Annotated in this window: 23 protein-coding genes; 9 read left to right on the forward strand and 14 right to left on the reverse strand. The window is 39.5% G+C overall.

Annotated features, from left to right (window positions below; genetic code table 11):
* The first annotated feature begins 172 nt into the window (after positions 1-172).
* Positions 173-1,486 carry a peptidoglycan DD-metalloendopeptidase family protein gene (locus H5116_RS04055; protein ID WP_182715616.1) on the forward strand — a complete coding sequence of 438 codons (1,314 nt, stop codon included), beginning with the start codon at positions 173-175 and terminating at the stop codon, positions 1,484-1,486.
* Positions 1,487-1,560: 74 nt separating this feature from the next.
* On the opposite strand, the gene H5116_RS04060 is transcribed toward H5116_RS04055, so the two are convergent.
* The 5 genes from H5116_RS04060 to H5116_RS04080 all read right to left on the reverse strand — a co-directional run bounded on the left by H5116_RS04060 (position 1,561) and on the right by H5116_RS04080 (position 6,048).
* Positions 1,561-1,737 (reverse strand): hypothetical protein, encoded by a 177-nt coding sequence (locus tag H5116_RS04060; RefSeq protein ID WP_007583822.1) that lies wholly within the window; start codon positions 1,735-1,737, stop codon positions 1,561-1,563.
* Between the two features lie 13 nt (positions 1,738-1,750).
* Positions 1,751-2,722: an aldo/keto reductase family oxidoreductase gene (locus H5116_RS04065; RefSeq protein WP_182682380.1), complete on the reverse strand. Its 972-nt coding sequence runs from the start codon at positions 2,720-2,722 to the stop codon at positions 1,751-1,753.
* Positions 2,723-2,865: 143 nt separating this feature from the next.
* Complete coding sequence (locus tag H5116_RS04070) at positions 2,866-3,996, reverse strand: sodium ion-translocating decarboxylase subunit beta (RefSeq protein WP_002961942.1); 1,131 nt, start codon at positions 3,994-3,996, stop codon at positions 2,866-2,868.
* 13 nt (positions 3,997-4,009) lie between these two features.
* On the reverse strand, positions 4,010-5,791 hold the full coding sequence (gene oadA / locus H5116_RS04075) for a sodium-extruding oxaloacetate decarboxylase subunit alpha (protein WP_149603191.1): 1,782 nt from the start codon (positions 5,789-5,791) through the stop codon (positions 4,010-4,012).
* A gap of 11 nt (positions 5,792-5,802) precedes the next feature.
* A complete protein-coding gene (locus tag H5116_RS04080) occupies positions 5,803-6,048 on the reverse strand; it encodes an OadG family protein (RefSeq protein ID WP_002961940.1) in 246 nt (81 codons plus the stop codon).
* Positions 6,049-6,567: 519 nt separating this feature from the next.
* On the opposite strand from H5116_RS04080, the gene H5116_RS04085 reads away from it, so the two are divergent.
* From H5116_RS04085 to H5116_RS04095, 3 genes are all read left to right on the forward strand, one after another.
* Positions 6,568-6,741 (forward strand): DUF1328 domain-containing protein, encoded by a 174-nt coding sequence (locus tag H5116_RS04085; protein ID WP_002961939.1) that lies wholly within the window; start codon positions 6,568-6,570, stop codon positions 6,739-6,741.
* Positions 6,742-6,799: 58 nt separating this feature from the next.
* Complete coding sequence (locus H5116_RS04090) at positions 6,800-6,991, forward strand: hypothetical protein (RefSeq protein WP_002961938.1); 192 nt, start codon at positions 6,800-6,802, stop codon at positions 6,989-6,991.
* A gap of 134 nt (positions 6,992-7,125) precedes the next feature.
* A complete protein-coding gene (locus tag H5116_RS04095) occupies positions 7,126-7,593 on the forward strand; it encodes a YcxB family protein (protein ID WP_165744115.1) in 468 nt (155 codons plus the stop codon).
* 50 nt (positions 7,594-7,643) lie between these two features.
* Here the strand turns inward: H5116_RS04095 and csrA are convergent, their stop codons facing one another.
* The 8 genes from csrA to H5116_RS04135 all read right to left on the reverse strand — a co-directional run bounded on the left by csrA (position 7,644) and on the right by H5116_RS04135 (position 15,033).
* Positions 7,644-7,835 (reverse strand): carbon storage regulator CsrA, encoded by a 192-nt coding sequence (csrA, locus tag H5116_RS04100; RefSeq protein ID WP_004587515.1) that lies wholly within the window; start codon positions 7,833-7,835, stop codon positions 7,644-7,646.
* 91 nt (positions 7,836-7,926) lie between these two features.
* Positions 7,927-9,144: an aspartate kinase gene (locus H5116_RS04105; RefSeq protein WP_182715617.1), complete on the reverse strand. Its 1,218-nt coding sequence runs from the start codon at positions 9,142-9,144 to the stop codon at positions 7,927-7,929.
* 6 nt (positions 9,145-9,150) lie between these two features.
* A complete protein-coding gene (alaS, locus tag H5116_RS04110; RefSeq protein ID WP_008138921.1) occupies positions 9,151-11,751 on the reverse strand; it encodes an alanine--tRNA ligase in 2,601 nt (866 codons plus the stop codon).
* Between the two features lie 19 nt (positions 11,752-11,770).
* Positions 11,771-12,223: a regulatory protein RecX gene (locus tag H5116_RS04115; RefSeq protein ID WP_002961933.1), complete on the reverse strand. Its 453-nt coding sequence runs from the start codon at positions 12,221-12,223 to the stop codon at positions 11,771-11,773.
* Positions 12,223-13,011, reverse strand: a complete 789-nt coding sequence (locus tag H5116_RS04120) for a BPSS1780 family membrane protein (protein WP_024595741.1) — start codon at positions 13,009-13,011, stop codon at positions 12,223-12,225. Before H5116_RS04120 ends, H5116_RS04115 begins: the two co-directional genes overlap by 1 nt.
* Positions 13,012-13,092: 81 nt before the next feature.
* Entirely contained in the window at positions 13,093-13,716 is a 624-nt protein-coding gene (gene ribA / locus H5116_RS04125) for a GTP cyclohydrolase II (RefSeq protein ID WP_002961931.1), read from the reverse strand.
* A 326-nt stretch (positions 13,717-14,042) separates the two neighbouring features.
* Positions 14,043-14,492, reverse strand: coding sequence for a low molecular weight protein-tyrosine-phosphatase (locus tag H5116_RS04130; RefSeq protein WP_182715618.1), 450 nt, complete (start codon positions 14,490-14,492; stop codon positions 14,043-14,045).
* Between the two features lie 34 nt (positions 14,493-14,526).
* Positions 14,527-15,033 carry a DUF3087 domain-containing protein gene (locus H5116_RS04135; RefSeq protein WP_002961927.1) on the reverse strand — a complete coding sequence of 169 codons (507 nt, stop codon included), beginning with the start codon at positions 15,031-15,033 and terminating at the stop codon, positions 14,527-14,529.
* A gap of 156 nt (positions 15,034-15,189) precedes the next feature.
* Between H5116_RS04135 and H5116_RS04140 the strand changes: the two genes are divergently transcribed.
* From H5116_RS04140 to thyX, 5 genes are all read left to right on the forward strand, one after another.
* Positions 15,190-15,825, forward strand: coding sequence for an energy transducer TonB (locus tag H5116_RS04140; RefSeq protein ID WP_182715619.1), 636 nt, complete (start codon positions 15,190-15,192; stop codon positions 15,823-15,825).
* Positions 15,826-15,839: 14 nt separating this feature from the next.
* Positions 15,840-16,418 (forward strand): sigma-70 family RNA polymerase sigma factor, encoded by a 579-nt coding sequence (locus tag H5116_RS04145; protein ID WP_259398775.1) that lies wholly within the window; start codon positions 15,840-15,842, stop codon positions 16,416-16,418.
* On the forward strand, positions 16,405-17,028 hold the full coding sequence (locus H5116_RS04150; RefSeq protein ID WP_182715620.1) for a hypothetical protein: 624 nt from the start codon (positions 16,405-16,407) through the stop codon (positions 17,026-17,028). Before H5116_RS04145 ends, H5116_RS04150 begins: the two co-directional genes overlap by 14 nt.
* A gap of 152 nt (positions 17,029-17,180) precedes the next feature.
* On the forward strand, positions 17,181-18,089 hold the full coding sequence (locus H5116_RS04155) for a dCTP deaminase domain-containing protein (protein WP_182715621.1): 909 nt from the start codon (positions 17,181-17,183) through the stop codon (positions 18,087-18,089).
* Entirely contained in the window at positions 18,079-18,861 is a 783-nt protein-coding gene (gene thyX / locus H5116_RS04160) for an FAD-dependent thymidylate synthase (RefSeq protein WP_170072937.1), read from the forward strand. The genes H5116_RS04155 and thyX overlap by 11 nt, the downstream gene beginning before the upstream one ends.
* Before the next feature lie 313 nt (positions 18,862-19,174).
* Here thyX and H5116_RS04165 read toward each other — a convergent pair whose 3' ends face one another.
* Positions 19,175-20,917, reverse strand: a complete 1,743-nt coding sequence (locus H5116_RS04165) for a potassium/proton antiporter (RefSeq protein ID WP_182715622.1) — start codon at positions 20,915-20,917, stop codon at positions 19,175-19,177.
* Positions 20,918-20,996: the final 79 nt, after the last annotated feature.

Below are 20,996 nucleotides of genomic sequence, written 5' to 3' on the forward strand. Positions count from 1 at the left end.
AACTAAATCAATTGAGTCTTAGCTAGGTAGAGCGTTAAAAAAGGCTTTCTAAGCCCGATTTTAGCGTAGTTTAAGGTCAGTTTAAATCTACAAAACACTAGTATTCGTACATTATTAAGTATATCCTGCAATATTATGTATTTATTATCTTGACAGCAGAAAAAGGCACGTTATGGTTCACGTGGTTCACACGCTCCCCAAAAAACACAAATTGCTTATTCTAGGTTTGGTTTCTGCTATTGTTGGCTTAGCCTTTCTTCCTTCTGAAAAAGCCACTGCATCCAAAGACAATAGTGTAAATGCACTAGAAATTGGTAAGCGCTATGAGTTACAAGTTAAAGTTGATAACAACGAAAAATTAACTGAGTTAAATTCAGAGCAAGCAGCAGAAAAGTTACCAGAATACGACTTTGTCGATCATAAAGTTAAAAATGGCGACAATTTAGCAATTATCTTTAAGCGTGCTGGTTTTTCGGCTCAAACGCTTCATAAACTAATTAACACTAATGCTGAGACTCGCAAGCTGACTAAAATTCACCCAGGTGAAATACTTAGTTTTGCGACAGCTGAAGATGGCTCCTTAGCTCAACTGCGCTATGTGATCTCAAAAACCGATACTTTATTTGTTACCTTAAACGAAGAAGGTAATTACGATACAGCTATTGATAGCAAAGAAATTGAAACGCTAACCAAAACCGCTGGCGGCGAAATATCTAACAATTTTTGGACTTCAGCAATTGCAGCAGGTTTAAGCGAACGCCAAATAATGAACTTTGCTGACATATTTGGTTGGGATGTTGATTTTGCAAACGACATTCGTAAAGGCGATGTATTTGGCTTAATTTACGAGTCTCACTATGTTGATGGCGAGTTTATTGGTACTGGTAAAATTATTGCAGCTGAATTTGTAAACCAAGGTCAGCGCTTTGCAGCTATTCGCCATACCGACGGCAATTTTTATACGCCTGAAGGGCGTAGCATGAAAAAAGCATTTTTACGTGCGCCTGTAAGCTTTAAGTATATTAGTTCGAGCTTTAATCCTCGCCGCTTACACCCTGTTACTGGGCAAGTTAGAGCGCACCGTGGTATCGACTTTGCTGCACGCACTGGCACACCTGTTGTTGCATCTGGTAACGGTAAAGTAATTAAAGCCGGTTACAGCAAGTACAACGGTAACTACGTATTTATTAGCCATGGCACGCAATATGTAACTAAGTACTTACACCTAAATAAGAAGCTAGTTAAAACGGGCCAAAAAGTTAAACAGGGCCAACAAATTGGTACTGTAGGTTCTACAGGTCGTGTTACTGGTGCACATTTGCACTATGAATTTTTAGTAAATGGCGTTCACCGTAATCCTAAAACTGTAAAACTTCCTAAGTCAGAGCCATTACCTCGCTCAGAACTTGCCAAGTTTAAACCTATTGCTGATAACTTTATTGCCCAGCTTGAGCGCAATCGCGAGCTACAGTTAGCACTTAAATAAAGTTTATCAATAAACATTAAAAAAGCCTTTGCAGGTTTAACCTGCAAAGGCTTTTTTGTATACGCTATAAACCATTAGTACATCAGTACATAAATGAGCTGAATAACTAAAGACACCATCACTAATGGCCAAATATATTTACTGTATTTGGTTGCGCCGTTGAGCCCTATTTTACTTTGATACTTTTCAAGCAAGGGTATAAGTATCGCCAGCGCAACAAACAAACCAATTAAAATAACGAATATGTTCATATTAACGCCCTACTTATGGTAATTCGTGGCCTTTAGCGCTTACATAAAGTGCATACCAATGCTCACGAGTTAGCTCTACGTTTACAGCATCACAAGAGGCTTTAATCCGTTTAGCATTAGTTGTTCCAATAATTGGCTGAATAGATGCGGGATGGCGAAGCAACCATGCAAGTACAATTGCCTCAGCAGAGGTTTCATAAAGTGCAGCCAGCTTATTAACTAAAAGACTGGTGTTGATATCTGCCTGAGATGCGTTTGATAAATCACTACCGCTGTACAAGCCTTGGCATAAACTACCCCAGCTTTGAATTTGGATTTCAAAATGACGACAGTACTCAATACTACCTGGCGTAAAATTAAGATCTTTACCGTCACTGTTACCGGCATATACACCTTCATCAACAAACTGATGTTTTTGCAAACTAGCCTCAATTTGATTAGCAACAATTGGCATATCAAGTGCGTGTTGTAAAAAGTTCATTTGGTGCTGCTGCATATTCGATACTGCAAAATTGCGCACTTTACCGCTTTCTTTTAAGCAACTAAATATGCGAGCAATTTCGTTAACTTCCATGAGTGGATCAGGGCGATGCAGCATAAGTACGTCTAAATAATCTGTATTTAATCGTTTTAATGATGCTTCAACTGACTGCTCAATCCACTTTTGGGAAAAATCATAACGCTTTGGCCCTAAGTCATCTTCAAATCGAATCCCACACTTAGATTGAATATACATGTGCTCTCTAAGCTCTGGCCGCTCACTTAATGCTTTACCAAAAACCTGCTCTGCTTTACCAAAAGTATAAATATCAGCATGGTCAAAAAAATTAATACCACCTTCAATGGCGTTATCTATACATTCATGAGCTTGCTTAACATGTGCATCAGTGATTGCGTCTTTATTCCAACCGCCTCCCAGACCCATACATCCAAATACAAGTTTACTAACGTGAGGCAAGTGCTTTGCTAAAGGCGTGTGAAGCATGATAACTATCCTTAAAATGTTGAAGAGCTGTTACTGTAAACAAAAAGTGCTGAACAAGAAACCATTTAGCGGTGAAGAAATTAAGAACAAAAAAAAAGCGCAGTAAACTGCGCTTAATGGTTAATCTATTTTAAATTACATTTTTAGCCAACAAGTGCTAATAAAATACCCGCAGCAACTGCACTACCAAGTACACCCGCTACGTTGGGTCCCATTGCATGCATAAGTAAAAAGTTATGTGGGTTACTTTCAAGGCCAACTTTATTAACTACACGTGCCGCCATTGGCACAGCCGATACACCTGCCGCCCCAATTAATGGATTTATAGGCGTTTTAGATATTCGGTTAAGTCCTTTTGCCATAAATACGCCAGATGCCGTACCAATTGCAAAAGCCAGTGCGCCAAGCACTAAAATACCAATCGTCTCAACAGTTAAAAACTTATCTGCAGCAAGCTTTGAACCAACAGCTAAGCCTAAAAATATAGTTGTAACATTGATGATTTCGTTTTGAGCACTGTTACTTAATCTATCAACAACACCCGACTCTCGCATTAAGTTACCTAAACAAAACATACCTACAAGCGGTATAGCAGCCGGTAAAAACATAGCCGTTAAACTAAGCACCATAAGTGGAAAAATAATCTTTTCCTTTTTAGATACTTTGCGAAGCTCTGGCATTTTTATTTTACGCTCTTCTGGGGTTGTTAGTGCACGCATAATTGGCGGCTGAATAATTGGCACAAGTGCCATATATGAATACGCAGCTACTGCTATTGCGCCTAGTAAATCAGGTGCCAGTTTTGATGCTAAAAATATTGCTGTTGGCCCATCGGCACCACCTATAATGGCAATAGCCGATGCGTCCTGTAGAGTAAATTCAAAACCTGGCACATAGTTAAGTAATATAGCGCCAAACAATGTAGCAAAAATACCAAACTGTGCAGCCGCACCTAATAACAACATACGTGGGTTTGCAATAAGTGCGCTAAAGTCGGTCAGCGCCCCTACTCCCATAAATATCAACAGCGGAAAAATCCCCGTATCAATACCCACATAATAAACGTAGTACAAAAGCCCACCTGGGTCTGACAAACCTGCCACTGGTACATTTGTTAAAATTGCACCAAAACCAATAGGTAGTAATAATAGTGGTTCAAAGCCTTTAGCTATCGCTAAAAACAGTAATAAACACCCTACCGCAATCATTATTAACGATGGGATTGTAAAGTTAGCAATGCCTGTCGCATTCCAGAGGTTTAAAATACCTTCCATCCTCTATTTACTCCTAAGCTAATGCAATCATAGCGTCGCCGGTAGTTACAGCATCGCCTTCACTAACTAACACTTCAGCAATTGTTCCGGTATGCGTAGCGCGTATTTCAGTTTCCATTTTCATGGCTTCCATAATAATCACTACATCGCCTTCGTTAACAACTTGCCCAGCTTTTACCTTAATCTTAAAAATATTACCGGCTAGAGGCGCGTTAAGTGTTTCACCTGATGCAACCGAAGCAGATTGAGGAATGTGCTCAGAGTCTTTTAATGTTACTTCTTTAAGTTCACCACCTTGCGCTACGACTACGTCATAAACTTTACCATCTACTTTTACGCTGTATTGCTCAGCCTTCACTTTGTTATTATTTGAAACTGATTTAGAAGGTGCTTTACTGCTTTTATCTTCAACAGAAGGTACTGGCTCAAATGCATCTGGGTTGTTGCGGTTTTTAATAAACTTCAAACCAACTTGTGGAAATAATGCATAAGTTAATACGTCATCAATTTGATCATCAGCAAGTGTTAAACCTTGCTCTTGTGCTTCTTTTAATAACTCAGCTTCAAGCGTTGCAAGCTCAGGTGCAATGTTATCAGCAGGGCGACAAGTAATAACTTCCGCTCCATCAAGCACGCGCTCTTGTAGCTCTTTATTCATTGGTGCTGGTGTTAAGCCATATTCACCTTTTAATACGCCAGCAGTTTCTTTAGTAATTGTTTTATAACGCTCACCCGTTAGCACATTAAGTACCGCTTGAGTGCCAACAATTTGCGACGTTGGTGTTACTAAAGGTAAAAAGCCAAGATCTTCACGTACACGTGGGATCTCAAGTAAAACCTCATTAAGCTTATCGGCTGCGCCTTGCTCTTTAAGTTGGTTTTCCATGTTTGTAAGCATGCCACCAGGTACTTGAGCTAATAAAATGCGCCCATCAACCCCTTTTAAGCTACCTTCAAATGCCGCATATTTTTTACGTACATCTCTAAAGTAAGCAGCAATTTCTTCTAGGTGGTTTAAATCAAGCTCAGTATCACGCTCAGTCCCTTCAACTATCGATACAATAGTTTCAGTTGCGGAATGTCCATAAGTCATACTCATTGATGAAATAGCGGTATCGAGCATATCAATACCAGCATCAATTGCTTTTTGGTAAGTAGCAGTACTTAAACCTGTTGTAGCGTGGCACTGCATAGCAATTGGAATAGATACAGTTTCTTTAAGTGCTTTAATTAGTTTTTCAGCATCGTACGGCTTTAATAAACCCGCCATATCTTTAATACAAATTGAGTGACAACCCATATCTTCAAGCTGCTTTGCAAGAGTTAGCCACATATCAAGTGTATGAACTGGGCTAACTGTGTACGAAATAGTACCTTGAGCGTGAGCGCCTACTTTTACAGCCGCTTTAATAGCTGTTTCTAGGTTACGTACATCGTTCATTGCATCAAATATACGAAATACATCAACGCCATTTTTATGTGCACGTTCTACAAACTTTTCAACTACGTCATCAGCGTAATGGCGGTAACCTAATAAGTTTTGACCGCGTAATAGCATTTGCTGTTTAGTATTAGGCATCGCTTTTTTAAGTGCACGAATACGCTCCCAAGGATCTTCGCCTAAATAACGAATACACGAGTCAAATGTAGCACCGCCCCACGATTCAATAGACCAATAACCCGCATCGTCTAATTTGCTAGCAATCGGTAGCATATCGTCTAGGCGCATACGCGTTGCTAATAATGATTGGTGAGCATCGCGTAATACCAATTCTGTTAATTTTAATTTAGCCATGTGTGTGCCCCTTATTTATTATTTGATTTGTACTGAGCAATGGCAGCACTAATAGCAGCGATGTGCTCATTAGGCACACCTTGAGATTTAAAAGATGGTGATTTAACTGGTGTCGCCACGTCAGGTTCGCTAAAGCGCGTCACCAAATTAGACATAAGCGTTACTGCACCAATTAATATCGACAGAAATACAAACACCCCAACCATGCCAGTAAGCATTAAGTTACCAGCCGTTGTGAGTAGAGCACCTATATCCATTTTTCTCCCCTTGAAACCCATATCGAAAATAAAAAATCGATTTAATTAAATATTTATTCACTGGATAATAACAAAACTAATCGCTTTGTCTACATCTTGTAAATTGGTAAAACCAATTAAACAATAAATAACATAACACTCAATTAATTTACATGCCATAACTCAGCAATCACGCGCTCTACAATACATACAAGAAATAACGACTATAGCTAATAGTTATATGGAAGTTGTTAATTAACTATCAAGCTAAGTAAAAATAAACACTAATTCTTAATATAAAATGCAAAGCCACACACCAATTGTTAATTGGTCTTACCAAAATAAGTTTATTTAGTGAACATTTAGCAGTTATTTGCAACAGTGTGAATAACTTACATAACAAAGCGTAAAAGTTACTAACCAACTAATAGCTAGAATAACAGCAAAAACCCATAACTAATTGATATTTATGCCAAATAAATTTTGGCATATAACTGGCATTAGTTATTATGAGCAAATTTGATAACCAAGGAGAAAACAATGTTACGCTGGACAATTACATTTTTAGTTATTGCTTTAATCGCTGCAGTGTTAGGTTTTGGTGGCATCGCAGGTGCCGCAGCTGGTATAGCAAAAATTATATTTTTTATCTTTTTAGTACTTTTAGTGATTTCATTAGTTTCAGGTGCACTACGTGGTAAATCACCCAGGTAGATAAAGCATTCATCTAACAAACACTAAAATTTAATTAATACTTACAAGGAATTACACTATGAACTCTACAACTTTAAAAGCAGCACTAATCGCAGTATTTGCAGGTTTTTTCATGATGGGTTGTGAAGACAACCATGCAGAAGATGCTGGCGAACGTATCGACGAAGCAGTAACTGATGTGCAAAACTCTGTTGAAGATGCATGTGAAAATGTTAAAGAAGGCGTGAACGCTGAAGAAACTAACTGTTAATTCTTCTTGTACCGCTAAAAAAAACGGCTTTCGAGCCGTTTTTTTGTGCCAGTAATAAAATCACTGACTATAAAGCTGCTCATTTAGCAGTTAGCTTGTTAAAATAAAAAAAACGATATTTAAAGCAAGGCAAAATGGCATTCACAACCACCTACACATTAGATAAACCCTACTTTTACGAGTGTTTTGATGAGTCACTCCCTTATAGTAAGCGTGCAAAACCTAAATACTTTTTACTTGTGTTGTTAGTTGCGCTTGGTCTATTTGGCATTTATGTTTTAGACGATCATTACTTAGGATCGTTTATGATCATGTTAGCGGTACTCGAGTGCGTCGCTTTTTACTATCGCAGACCATGGTGGGTAACCAGACAAATGCTCAGCAGAGCATCAGGCTCTGAGGTAACACTTACCTTTGATGAAGAAGGTATTAAATCTGCTAATCATTACAAAAGCTATCAATTAGAATGGCAAAATATAAGCGAAGTAATAGACACCCAACAAGGTATTATTATTAAAAACAAAAGCGGCATGCAGTACATATCAAAACAAATACTTAGTCCTGAAACACTCGCTTTTATAAACAAAAAAGCCACTCAGTGAGTGGCTTTTAGTCTAGTTGAGTTAATTACTCAACTACGTATACGTGTTGATTAAGCATTGCCCGGATTAGGGTTCGACTTTTCAGCTTGTATGCGCATATAAATCTCTTCACGATGCACTGATACGTCTTTTGGTGCATTAACACCGATTCGAACTTGATTTCCTTTAACACCTAGAACAGTAACTGTTACTTCGTCACCAATCATTAGGGTTTCACCTACTCTACGAGTTAGTATTAGCATTCTCTTGCTCCCATGTTCCAATAAAAATTATAAGATTCCGCTTAAACATACTAATGAAAATTAGACTGAAAAGTAAGTAAAAACTCGCAATCTATCCATTTTCTGTTAAAAATGCCTTGTGTAATGCACGAACAGCCAACTCTAAGTACTTTTCATCTATTAAAACTGAAATTTTAATCTCTGAAGTCGAGACTAAAACCACATTAATATTTTCCTGCGCTAATGCATCAAAAAATAAACTAGCGACACCAGAATGTGATTTCATACCCATGCCAACAGCAGAAACTTTAGCTACCGCTTGCAATCCGCTTATATTTTGAGCACTGAGCTGAGCTTGATCTTCACTCAATAATTCAAGTGCTTGCAGATAATCATTCGAGTGCACAGTAAAAGCATAGTCTATTTTTTCAAAGTTATGATTAACTTGATTAATCATATCTATTTCGATGCCATTTTCGGCAAAAAGTTTCAATATTTTTGAAAGATATTGCGTGCCCGTTGGTACACCTTGTACCTTAATTAAACATTCGTCACGATTAAACGCAATCCCCGATACAACCTTGCTTGGCATATCGTTCTCCTCAAAGCTTATTAATGTACCTTCATCGGGATTAAAGCTCGAAAGCACCCTAAGTGGCACATTATGTTTTCCTGCGGCTTCTACTGAGCGAATATGCAAAACTTTCGCCCCTAAACTTGCCAGTTCTAGCATTTCGGCAAAGGTAACTTGGCTCATTCTGCGCGCGTTAGGTTCAACACGAGGATCTGTAGTATATACGCCGTCAACGTCTGTATAGATCTGGCATTCGTCAGCTTTTATAGCCGCAGCTATTTCCACAGCCGATGTATCGGTACCGCCGCGCCCAAGCGTTGTAATATTGCCCTCAATATCACGCCCCTGAAACCCAGCAATAATAGCAATACGATTATGCTCAAGCTCATGCTTCAAACGCGTAGCAGCAACCTCTGCAATACGAGCTTTACCAAACATGTTATCGGTTAAAATATTGACTTGATCGGCTAATAGGCTCACAGCAGAGTGGCCACGTTTTATAATAGCCATAGCAAGTAGTGATACAGAAACCTGCTCTCCGGTGCTAATAAGTACATCTAGTTCACGGCTACTCGGGCGAGTATCGATTTGTTTGGCGAGATTAATTAAGCGGTTGGTTTCTCCCGACATAGCCGAGAGCACCACAACCACTTGATGTCCTTGTTGTCTGGTTTTTACAACAAGGTCGGCGACCGCTTCAATTCTCTCTATTGAGCCGACCGAAGTGCCACCGAATTTTTGAACAATAAGCGCCACTTAGGCTTAAGTACGCTCAGTTAACCAAGCTGTAACGCTATCTAGTGCAGCAGCAAGGTTTTGTGGCTCACTACCACCGGCTTGTGCCATATCTGGACGACCGCCACCTTTACCACCTACTTGGCCTGCCATGTGGTTAACTAACTCACCGGCTTTTACTTTGCCTGTTAAGTCTTTAGTTACACCAGCAATTAGGCTTACTTTGTCGCCACTGGCAACACCAAGAGCAATAACACCTGAGCCAATCTTGTTTTTAAGGTCGTCAACCATACCGCGAAGCGCTTTAGATTCAGTACCTTCAACATTTGCTACAAGTAGCTTAACGCCGTTAATTTCAACAATCGAATCAAGTAAAGATGCACCCGCTGCACTTGCTAACTTATCGTTAAGTTGCGCAATTTGCTTTTCAAGACCTTTAGACTTTTCAAGCAACGCAGTTACTTTTTCAAGTACCGATGCGCTATCGCCTTTAACTAAAGCAGCTACATCATGTAATTGTTGCTCTTGCTCGCTAACATAAGCAACTGCATCAGCACCGGTTACCGCTTCAATTCGGCGAACACCTGCGGCAATACCACTTTCAGATACAATTTTGAATAAACCAATATCGCCTGCGCGCTCAACGTGAGTACCACCACAAAGCTCAATAGAGTAGTCGCCAATAGTAACTACACGTACTTCGTCATCATACTTTTCGCCAAACAACGCCATAGCACCTTTCGCTTTAGCATCATCAATAGCCATAAGCTCAGTATTAAGTGCGAAGTTACGACGAATTTCGTCATTAACTACACGCTCAATTTCACGTAGCTCATCTTTAGTAACCGCTTCAAAGTGCGAAAAGTCAAAACGTAAACGATCAGGCTGAACAAGTGAGCCTTTTTGGCCTACATGGTCGCCTAATAATTGGCGTAGTGCTTCGTGTAAAATATGTGTAGCTGTGTGGTTTTTCTTAATGCTATCGCGGCGTGCATCATCAATAGTCGCATCCACTTTATCGTTAACACCAATGCGACCTTGCACAGTACCGTGGTGAGCAAAAGCATTACCAAGTTTAGTGGTATTAGTAACATTAAATTCGCCACCAGCAACTGTAATAGTACCCGTGTCGCCCGTTTGGCCGCCTGATTCAGCGTAAAACGGTGTGCGGTCTAATACTACAATACCTTGTTGACCATCTTCTAATAACTGAACAGCTTCGCCACCGGCAAAAATTTCTACCACTGTCGCGCTATGGTGCGTGCTGTCGTAGCCTTTAAACTCAGTAAGCTTTTCTGATTTTAATTGCTCATTGTAATCAGCACCAAACTTACCCGCTTGTTGCGCTGTTTTACGTTGTACAGCCATGCACTCTTCAAAACCTTGATGATCAATCGTCATCTGGCGCTCACGCGCAACATCGGCCGTTAAATCAGCTGGAAAGCCATACGTATCGTAAAGTTTAAATACTAAGTCGCCCGGTATAATATCGCCTTTAAGGTCACTTAAGCTTTCTTCTAAAATAGCTAAGCCACGCTCAAGTGTTTTACCAAACTGTTCTTCTTCAATGCGTAATACTTTTTCGATAATTTCTTGTTGCTTAGCAAGCTCTGGGTACGCTTGACCCATTTGCTCAATTAGCGCAGCAACTAACTTATAGAAAAACGAACCTTGCGCACCTAACTTATTACCGTGGCGCACAGCACGACGAATAATACGACGTAGTACATAACCACGACCTTCGTTAGATGGCATAACACCGTCAGAGATTAAAAACGCACACGAACGAATATGATCCGCCACTACGCGTAGTGACTTATCGTCCATATCTTGCGCGTTAGTTACACTTGCAGCTGCTGCAATTAAGCCTTGGAATAAATCGATTTCGTAGTTTGAATGCACACCCTGCAAAATTGCAGAAATACGCTCAAGGCCCATTCCCGTATCAACAGACTGCTTAGGTAGAGGCAACATTGTACCGTCGCTTTGACGGTTGTATTGCATAAATACAAGGTTCCAAATTTCGATGAAACGGTCGCCGTCTTCCTCTGGAGTGCCCGGAGGTCCGCCCCAAATATGCTCACCATGGTCATAAAATATTTCAGAACACGGACCACATGGACCAGTATCGCCCATAGACCAAAAGTTGTCAGAGGTCGCAATACGAATAATACGATCTTCACTTAAGCCAATATCTTTTGACCAGTACTCAAACGCTTCTTCATCATCGTGATAAATAGTAACAAGCAGTTTTTCTTGAGGTAATTTAACAACCTCAGTTAAAAACTCCCACGCAAACTTAATCGCGTCTTGCTTAAAGTAATCGCCAAAGCTGAAGTTACCTAACATTTCAAAAAATGTATGGTGGCGAGCAGTGTAGCCTACGTTTTCTAAATCGTTATGCTTACCGCCAGCACGTACACAGCGCTGCGAGCTTGTCGCACGTGTATAAGGGCGGCTTTCTGCGCCTAAAAATACATCTTTAAATTGCACCATGCCGGCATTGTTAAATAACAACGTGGCATCGTTACCCGGTATAAGCGAGCTAGAAGGTACTATTTGATGTTGCTTGCTGGCAAAAAAGTCTAAAAACTGTTGCCTAATTTGTGCGGTAGTCATGTGCTGCATTTGAAAGTCTCACCTGTATTTACTGTGCTTGCATTGCAAAATTAATTTCATCGTAGCTAAAACCCCGATACATTAAGTAGCGCACGCGCTTAGCTTTATCTTTGTAATCGAGATCTGGCGGTGTATTCGAATATTTTTTATTGTACGCATCCTGCGCAAGCTCAAACCAATCTATTTCAAGCTCTTCAACTACCATTTCAAGTAGCGAACGATCAATCCCTTTGCCCATAGCTTCGCTTTGTATTCGCTTAAGCCCGTGGCATTTAAATATGTGTTTTCTTACAAAGCCTTCACAGTATCGCTGCTCGTTAATAAAATTGTGCTTTTCGCACCAATCAAGCAGCGTTTCAATAAACTCTTCTGTCGCTTCTTTTTGCTGTAATTTGAGCGTTAACTCACGACGCGAATATTCTTGGCGCCCTAGTAACCAAAGTACATAGTTTTTTAGTTTTTGCTTTAATTTATCATCCATTAAGCGTCAAAACGTCCGCTTGTTTCACTGCTAAGTGGCTTAACATTAATGTCGTCACTTAATGGTACAACAGGCATAAAAATGGCTTGATAAGATACAAAAAAGCTAATGTAGCAAATCGGCATTAAAATCAACAGTGGTAAGAACGATAAGAACATCGAAAGCGCCATAAATAATGCGCAAATAAGGCCAAAAACGCCAAGTGGCAAAATATTATGATAAAACACCATTAACGACTTTTTAAGCGCCGTTAAAATGCGTGTTTCTTTACTAAAATAAACAAGTGGCACAGCGTACGCAAATGCCGTTAAATAAATTAGCATTGCCATAAAAAATAAAATTACATTCGCGCCCGAAATACTCTCAAGCATTTGCTCAAGTGCTACGTTTGGATCAAGTCCTGGTTGGCTCATAACAGCCACTGCATCGGCAAATAAGCCATTAGCAAGTAACGCCATTAAAATACCCGCACCCATTTGATAAAGTGCTAAACGTAATAACCCTAAACGATTTCCCTTAGCCGTAAATGGCTTGAGAATATCGGCTAGCATAATTTTTCCGCCCTGTTGCTTACTAAGCACCGCTTGGTAAAACCCTGCGGTTAAAAATGGCGTAGCGAGTGCTGCTACTACTTGCAGCAGCGGTAAAAATAAAGACAGCAGCCCTACAATGCCAATAAATAAATGCATAAAAATAAAGGTTGCTGGCTGGGTTTTAAAAATAAGCCATCCGGCTTTTAACCACTTTAGCCCTGCATCGGCTTTAAAAATTCGTAATTGTGTAGACATACTTGCTCTTAATTTAAAACGAAACACGCCAAGTATAACTTGGCGTGAGGGGGGATTAATAGACGAAACGTAATTAAATAATTAAGGTTTTTTAATTTTCTTAATATCTAACATATGCGCGCCATGCTTAATTTTTGTTTCTAGGTACGATTTATTACCCGCAACACCCGCTTTAATGTGCGCATGTGTGCCCACAACCGAGTCAACATTAATACCGGCATCTTTTAATGCATTAAGCTTTTTAGGATTATTAGTCATTAATTTAACGTGACTTAAATTAAGCGCATTGAGCATTAATACCGCATCCGAAAAGTCACGTAAATCATCAGCAAAGCCTAAATGATTATTAGCTTCGTAGGTGTTCATACCTTGCGATTGCAATACGTAAGCGTCTATTTTGTTGTATAAACCAATGCCACGGCCTTCTTGGCGTAAATACAATAAAATACCGCCTTGTTCGTGCATCATTTCAATACATTCATTTAGCTGCTCACCACAATCACAACGCGATGAGTAAAATACATCGCCCGTTAGGCATTCTGAATGCATACGAATTAGCGGTACATCTTGCTCTGTATCGGCGTTATTAAACACCATAGCAATATGTTCTTTACCATCTTTTAAATCAGTAAATGAGATTATTTCTGCAGGGATATCACTATTTCTGCCAACTTTAAGCTGGACTCTTGCTCTTACTTGCGCCACGACAAATCCAAATATTTAAATAACTACGACACGACAATAAAGTGATAGTATCACAAAATAGGATAAATACACCGTAGTACAAGACTGTTTATGGCAAATATATGGCGACGACAGGCGTTATTTTCAAGAGAAGTGAAAGAATTGTTGTAGCCTCTAACGTCTAATGTAGGCGGGAGTTTACCTCGCGCTTTATAAAGTTAATTTAAGCTTCCAACTCAACGCCATCACGTAGAGCGAGCGAAGCGACACCCGACAAAATGGTTATAACTCAAGTGCAGCTCCACTTTAAAATTAATAGCTACCAAAAGCTTGTTAAAGCTTATGCCTTAAATTTTAGCGAGTATTTTATCGCTAGCCGCTTCTATTAAATCGAGCACATTTTCAAAGCCATCATCGCCGCCGTAATAGGGATCGGGAATAGCGCTTTGGGCTTGCTCGCCATATTCTAAAAACAGCGCTAATTTGTACTGTAGATGCTCAGGGCACTGGGCTTTTAAATCAGCTAAGTTTTGCGTATCGGCCGCTAAAATTAAATCAAACTCAGTAAAGTCGCTTGTACGTACTTTACGTGAATAAATACCTTTAAAGCTGTAACCGCGCTTCTCCCCTGCTGCCATTGAGCGACTATCAGGCGTTTTACCTTCGTGATAGCCAATAGTGCCTGCCGAATCAACGTTAACGTTAACGCCTAGCTTTTTAACGCGGGCTTTTAATACCGCCTCTGCGGTTGGCGAGCGGCAAATATTACCTAAACACACTATGAGTACTTTTTTCATTAAGGCTCCTCCAACTAATTTAAAAACCTAAGTTTTAAAACTGTTTTAAAATGCTTTCATCGTAATCTTCAACATTAAGCGTTACGTTATGTTGCGCTGCAACAGATTCAAGCTCAGCTTGTTTAATGGCTAAATCGTCCATGGTGATTAGATTATCGTCTAGCTGCCACAATAACCGAGAGCCCGCGTAGCTATAATGAATCGCTAATAACGCATCGGCATTACCTTCACGGCCAGCGGCTTTTAACTTAGCCATTTTACGGGTTATTTTATTAAGTGCTTTTTTAAGCTCCCACACATAAACAACTTCTGTCATAAACGTATGTGTACGGTATTTATTAAGTAACCACGCAAGCCCAACGCTTGTAATAGCAACGCCTATTAAGTTCCAATGAAAGTGGCTACCACTTTCATCAGGAAATAAAGCAATCAGCGTTTGCGATATAGCCAAGCTGCCTACAGCCAAACCAATACCGCATCCTGCAATAACACGGTTTAAATGTTTACGGTAACGCGCTTTATTTATTTCAATGAGTTGCATAACAGCCTAAAAAGTTAATAAGTAAAAGAATGCGAATGGCTATTGTAACTAAACCCCACATTTTTTATAAAATTATTTCACCCCTTTTTGATTTGCCACCCGTTATAGCTTTGAAAACACCCTAATAGTAGTGGTCAATAAAATTTGGAGCGGCTTATGCACACACTTGAAGTACCTAACAACCCAGTATTTATTAAAACATCGACTGCCGTTATCGGCGGCGCCGCGATGACCTTTGCAGCTTTTGCGTTTATGCAATATTTAATAAGTGGCGAGCAACGCGCACCGGTTAAACCAGGGGGCGATATTATAGTAGAGATTTTTCAAGCGCCTGAGGATTCAAAGCTAAGGCATATACAAAAAATACAGCCACCACCGCCGATGCCTAAAGTACCGCAAAAAGCACCACCGCTTGATACATCAGCCGATCCTGTGCTGGCAATTAGCGACTTTACGCCGGTTACAATTGACGATTTTGGTGGCGACATTAACAACACCATTAATCGCCCAACAGGGGATGCAACACCCATAGTGCGCATAAACCCTAAATACCCAACCACAGCAGCGCGCGATGGTATTGAAGGTTGGGTGCAACTAAGCTTTAGTATTTCGCCCACCGGTGAAGTAATCGACCCAGTAGTTATTAACGCCGAGCCAAAACGTACCTTTGACCGCGAAGCAATAAGAGCAATTAAACGCTGGAAATATCGCCCCAAAGTAATTGAAGGTGTGGCACAATTACAAACAGGTCAAACTGTACAGCTCGATTTTAAATTAGATAACTCTATTTAACGGACTAAACGCCTATGCTACTAAGTATTAAGTCATGGTTATTTGAAACGCCAAGCAAGGACTGCATGGCAAGTTACGCAAAAAGTGGCGACAATCGTTACTTAGAGCAGCTTATTGCCCTCTACAGTAACGACTTATACCACTACCTTGTTACGCAATCTAATACGCATTTAGCATACGACGTAAGCCAACAAACATGGCTAAAAGTAATCGAAAAACGCCACCTTTACCAAGCACAAACCACACCTAAAGCGTGGTTATTTAAACTTGCCCGCAATACACTCATTGACGAATACCGCAAGCAGCAGCGCTTTGTAGAACTTGACGAAAACACGCATTTAGCAGCACAAAATGATAAAAGCGAAAGTGGCTTAACTATAGGCAGCTCAAACATAAGTTATGACGCGTTCGACGCCGCCCTAAAACAACTTAGCTTTGTACAGCGCGAAGCCATAACCTTGCAACAAGAAGGCTTTTCGCTCGCCGACATAGAACTTATAACGCAAAGCAGCCTTGAGACTATTAAAACAAGGCTGCGCTATGCCAAGCAAAACCTTAAACGTTTATTAGGAGCAAACAATGAACAAGCCTGATGAGCCGTTTGATCAAAAGCTCACACAACACTACAAAGAGCGAAAAGAGCGCACAACACTTACAAGCACTCAGCAAAAAGCGCTACTTAATAAAGCCACGCACACAAAGCCTAAAAAGTTCGGCTTTACGCTGCAGCTAACCAGCCTTGCCTGCGCACTGGGTGTGTTCGCCTTTATTGTGTTTGATAATAACAACGTAATAAATACAGAGTCTAAAACCGTACTTAACAGCGTATTTAACACTATAGACATTCACGACTATTCATTTATTAAAACACATGAAATAAATCAAGCTGGTAGCTACGCAAGCACCTTTACAGAGCAAAAACACGCACTCGATAGCCAATTAGCTAACGATTTACGCCGCCACCAACAACGCCACATAGAATACGGCACACTCGTAAAGGTAGATAAAGACTGGTACATAGCCAGCTGTAATGACGAGGTGCTAGTGCAAATTAAGCGTTCGCTGTTGAGTGACTTAAAAGGTAAACACGCGGTAGAAAGTAATATAAATACCGGTGATATGCTCGCTATGGCACATAACGGCAAAGGGCAAATTATTGCGCTTAAACATGCGGGTAATGGGGTTAGGCAGTGTGGGGCTTAGGTAAATACAGATTAAACAATTAGGGCATCAAGATTTTAAAATAAATACCTTTCTGTCATGGTATTATAACAAAATTTAAATCTCGTGATTTTATCGTTCTAAAATAAAACCAATAAATATATTACTGATATTTATATTATTAGAGAAGATTGATGCTAACAAAAACAAAAATTGAATACTTAATTAGCCATAATGACTTACTTACTTCTGAAGACGTTAATAGAAGCGATATATTGAATCAAGTTCAGTCTTCATCTGTAGATTTAACTATAAAAGCTATTTACTCAGCTACTGATGGTATCTCTTCTAAACAAAGAAGCATTGAGAACTGTGGTTCAGATATTATTGAACTCAGTCCTGGTCAAACCGTAGTAATACAAGTTGCTGAGAAATTCAAAATGCCGAATAGTCTTGGAGGGATAATTTTCCCTCCTAATTCAATGTCTAAAGCTGGAATTGTAATGACTAATCCTGGCCATATAGACCCTAATTTTGAAGGATTTATAAGTGTTTATTTAGTCAATATGGGAAAGACTAATGTTACATTGGAAAAAAATGATAAAGTTGCGACTTTACTATTATTTTCACTCGACGGTGAACTACCAAATAAAATGATCAATGGAACTGGTGTCAGTAAAAAGCAAGTATTAACTTTGAGTAAAGACTTTGCTGATTTAGATACTAGACTTACTTTTTTGTTATCTTCATTTATCAGGAATAAAGCATTGATTTGGGGGGGGCTCTCAATAACTATTGTTGCAATTTTCTTCACATTTATTCCTGTAGCAAGCAAGATGTTCTTCGATGACAGTAAAATTGAAGCTTTTTACTTTCAACATGTAACACCATTAAAGGCAGCTTTGAATGAGAGTTCTGATCTTGTGAAAGAGCTAGCAAAAGACTCAAAGGCTCAATCTTTAGCTATATCTCAGCTAGATAAAGAAGTGAAGATAAAAGACGAAAAAATCCAGAGCCTCAATCAGAGAATTGAAAAGTTATATACATTATTTGATAGTAATTTCAAAAAGACAATGAAAGAAAAAGGAAAAGATGAAAATTAAATATGCACAATTTAATGTAGTTATGCTTAGCCGACCTAACTTTGATGATAATGCTTTAATCCATTTCCTTGAGAATGAAAACTTAGAGTGGCTAAGAACCGGAGGCTCAGATGCAGAAGAACTCGTTGAGGTTGCCGGAAGAGTTTGCTATTTATCTTTTGGGAAAAAAAGACAGTCACCTAAGAATAACCAAGACTATATCGCAAACCTAATAGCCCAAGGGCATGAAAGTGTACTTGAACATGTGAACTGGACATTTATTTTATCAGGTGTTTCTAGAGGTTTTACACATCAATTAGTTCGTCACAGAGCTGGGTTTGCATATAGTCAACTATCACAGCAATATCATGATGAATCAGAGGCTTTATTTGTAGTACCACCATCTATAGAAAGAAATGAAACGTTATTTAAAGAATGGTCTGAAGATATTTACAGAAGTTTGAACACCTATCGAAAGATTATTTCCACCGTAAAAGATTGTACTCTTTCAAAAAGAGAATCTTTAAGAGAGCTTAGAACAGCTGCGAGATCAGCTTTACCTAATGCCACTGAAACGAAAATTGTGGTAACTGCTAATGCAAGAGCATTAAGGCACTTTTTCAATGTCAGAGGCTCTATTGAGGGAGATTGGGAAATGAGGAAAGTAGCATGTGCAGTGTATGATTTAGTTATAAAAGATGCACCATCGCTATTTCCTGATTTTTATAAACAAAAAATGCTTGATGGTAGTCATAAACTAATTAAAAAGCCTGCTGTTAATCTCAAAAATTAAATTTCCCATATAGTGCTGAGTACACTTAGTTATTATCAATTTAAACATATTACGAACAAGAAGCCTGCGATTAAGCAGGCTTTTAACTATTTAAGCTATCGTAATTTACAAAACAATAATTCTTGAAATAAAGTAAGCAAAAAATAAGGCTAACGCCCGACACGCCAGTAAGCTGTACGCCTACAATAAACACTACACATAACTAGCTTTGGGTGTGCTCATTGCATTAGTGATCCGTTGGGTTTCGTGTCACTCAACCCAACCTACGTAGTTATAAACGTGCCGTCTTCACTTAATAAATCATTGTTCATGATTACTGCTTTAAAAGTCGCTTTTCTGGATTATTTAAGTACTTTAAGCCAATGGTAACTATGCGTGTATGTACCATTGTTATAACGCGTATTTGCACATTACCAATAACAACTATAGCGCCTTTACTGACTTCACCTGAAAGCTTTTGATTAATTACTTCTTCCAAGCTTATCTCTTCTGGGGCGTCTATTTGCATGTGGTAAGAGTAAAATATATCGCCTACCAACGTTACCCCTTTCACTTTAAGTTCGTTGTGGGCTAAGTGGCTATCTTGATGGTTTGTTTTATCGGTTGCTGTAAAAACTAAATCAACAAAAGGTCTGTTATCTGGTTTTAAAACAACAAATAAATGATCGTTTGGTTTTAACTTAGTTGAGCCTCGTGGCGGTATGATTGACGGGCCTCGTGTGATCATAGCAACAACCACACTCTCAGGAAGTGCAGCATGTGACAAGCTACGCCCAGAAACCCGAGAAACGTCACTTAAAGTGTACTCTACAATTTCTATATCAATATCGTTTAGTGCTGTGATTTCGAGCGTTGCAGCAGCCAAATCAGGTGGCGGCTCTACTAAATTTAGTTTTTTAGCCATCCACGGCATTGTTGAGCCCTGTAACGTGGCTGAAATTAACACTACGAAAAAAACAACATTAAAAATAAGCTCAGCCCCTGAAAGACCAAATAGTAATGGGAATATAGCTAAAATAATGGGTACTGAGCCCCTAAGGCCCACCCAAGATACAAACAAAGTTTCGCGATTGTTAAAACCAAACAGTTTTAAAATAGGCGCTACCGCTAATGGGCGAGCAACAAAAATAAGTGCCAGTGCAATAAGCAACCCTTCTAACCATACATCAACCAACGACGATGGGTTAATAAGGAGCCCTAACACAACAAACATGGTTATTTGCCCAAGCCATGCTAAGCCGTCATGAAACAGAAAAATACCGCGTTTATATACAAATTTGCTGTTACCTAAAATAACACCCGTTATAAATACAGCTAAAAATCCACTACCGCCAAGCGTTGCAGAAAGGCCAAAAGAAAGCAGTCCAAATGCTGTTACCATCACTAAATACAAACCCGATGCATTTAGTTTAATTCGATTAATAAACCAAACCGATACTTTGCCAATTAAAAGACCACAAATAGCGCCAACACCCATTTGTTGAGCAAATAACTGCAGTAAGCCCAACCCTACTGGCATGCCATTAACGAGCATTTCGAGCAAACCAACCGTTAGAAAAATAGCCATTGGATCGTTCGATGCGCTTTCTATTTCAAGGGTAGATTTAAGCTTTTTATTTAAGTGAATACCTGCACTTCGTAAAAGTGCAAACACTGCTGCAGCATCTGTAGAACCAACAATGGCGCCCAGTAAAACACCTTGTAATATGGGCAGGTCTAAAATATAAGTGGCCACAAGGCCTGTAATTACAGCAGTAAATAACACCCCAACGGTTGCTAAAGCAGACGCGGGTTTCCACACTTGTTTAATTGAACTGGTAGGCGTTTGTAAGCCGCCATCAAATAGAATGATGGCAAGCGCGAGGGTACCCAGAGCATGTGCGGCCTCTGCGTTGTCGAATGAAATACCTGCAATACCGTCTTCACCTGCGAGCATACCTACAAGTAAAAATAGCACCAGCACCGGTAAGCCAACGCGTGCAGATAACTTGCTCGAGATCACTCCTAGTAAAATTAAAATGGCACTAACGAGAATGATATTATCAATTGCAAACATAGTGTGGATTTACAGCCTTATATGAGTTGAAAAGTAAGAATTTATAGCTATTAAAAAGCTTAAAGCTCATGCTATACAA

Origin of the sequence: Pseudoalteromonas sp. SG45-2 (assembly GCF_014164115.1) — a bacterium.
In the GTDB taxonomy this organism is placed as follows: Bacteria; Pseudomonadota; Gammaproteobacteria; order Enterobacterales; family Alteromonadaceae; genus Pseudoalteromonas; species Pseudoalteromonas distincta.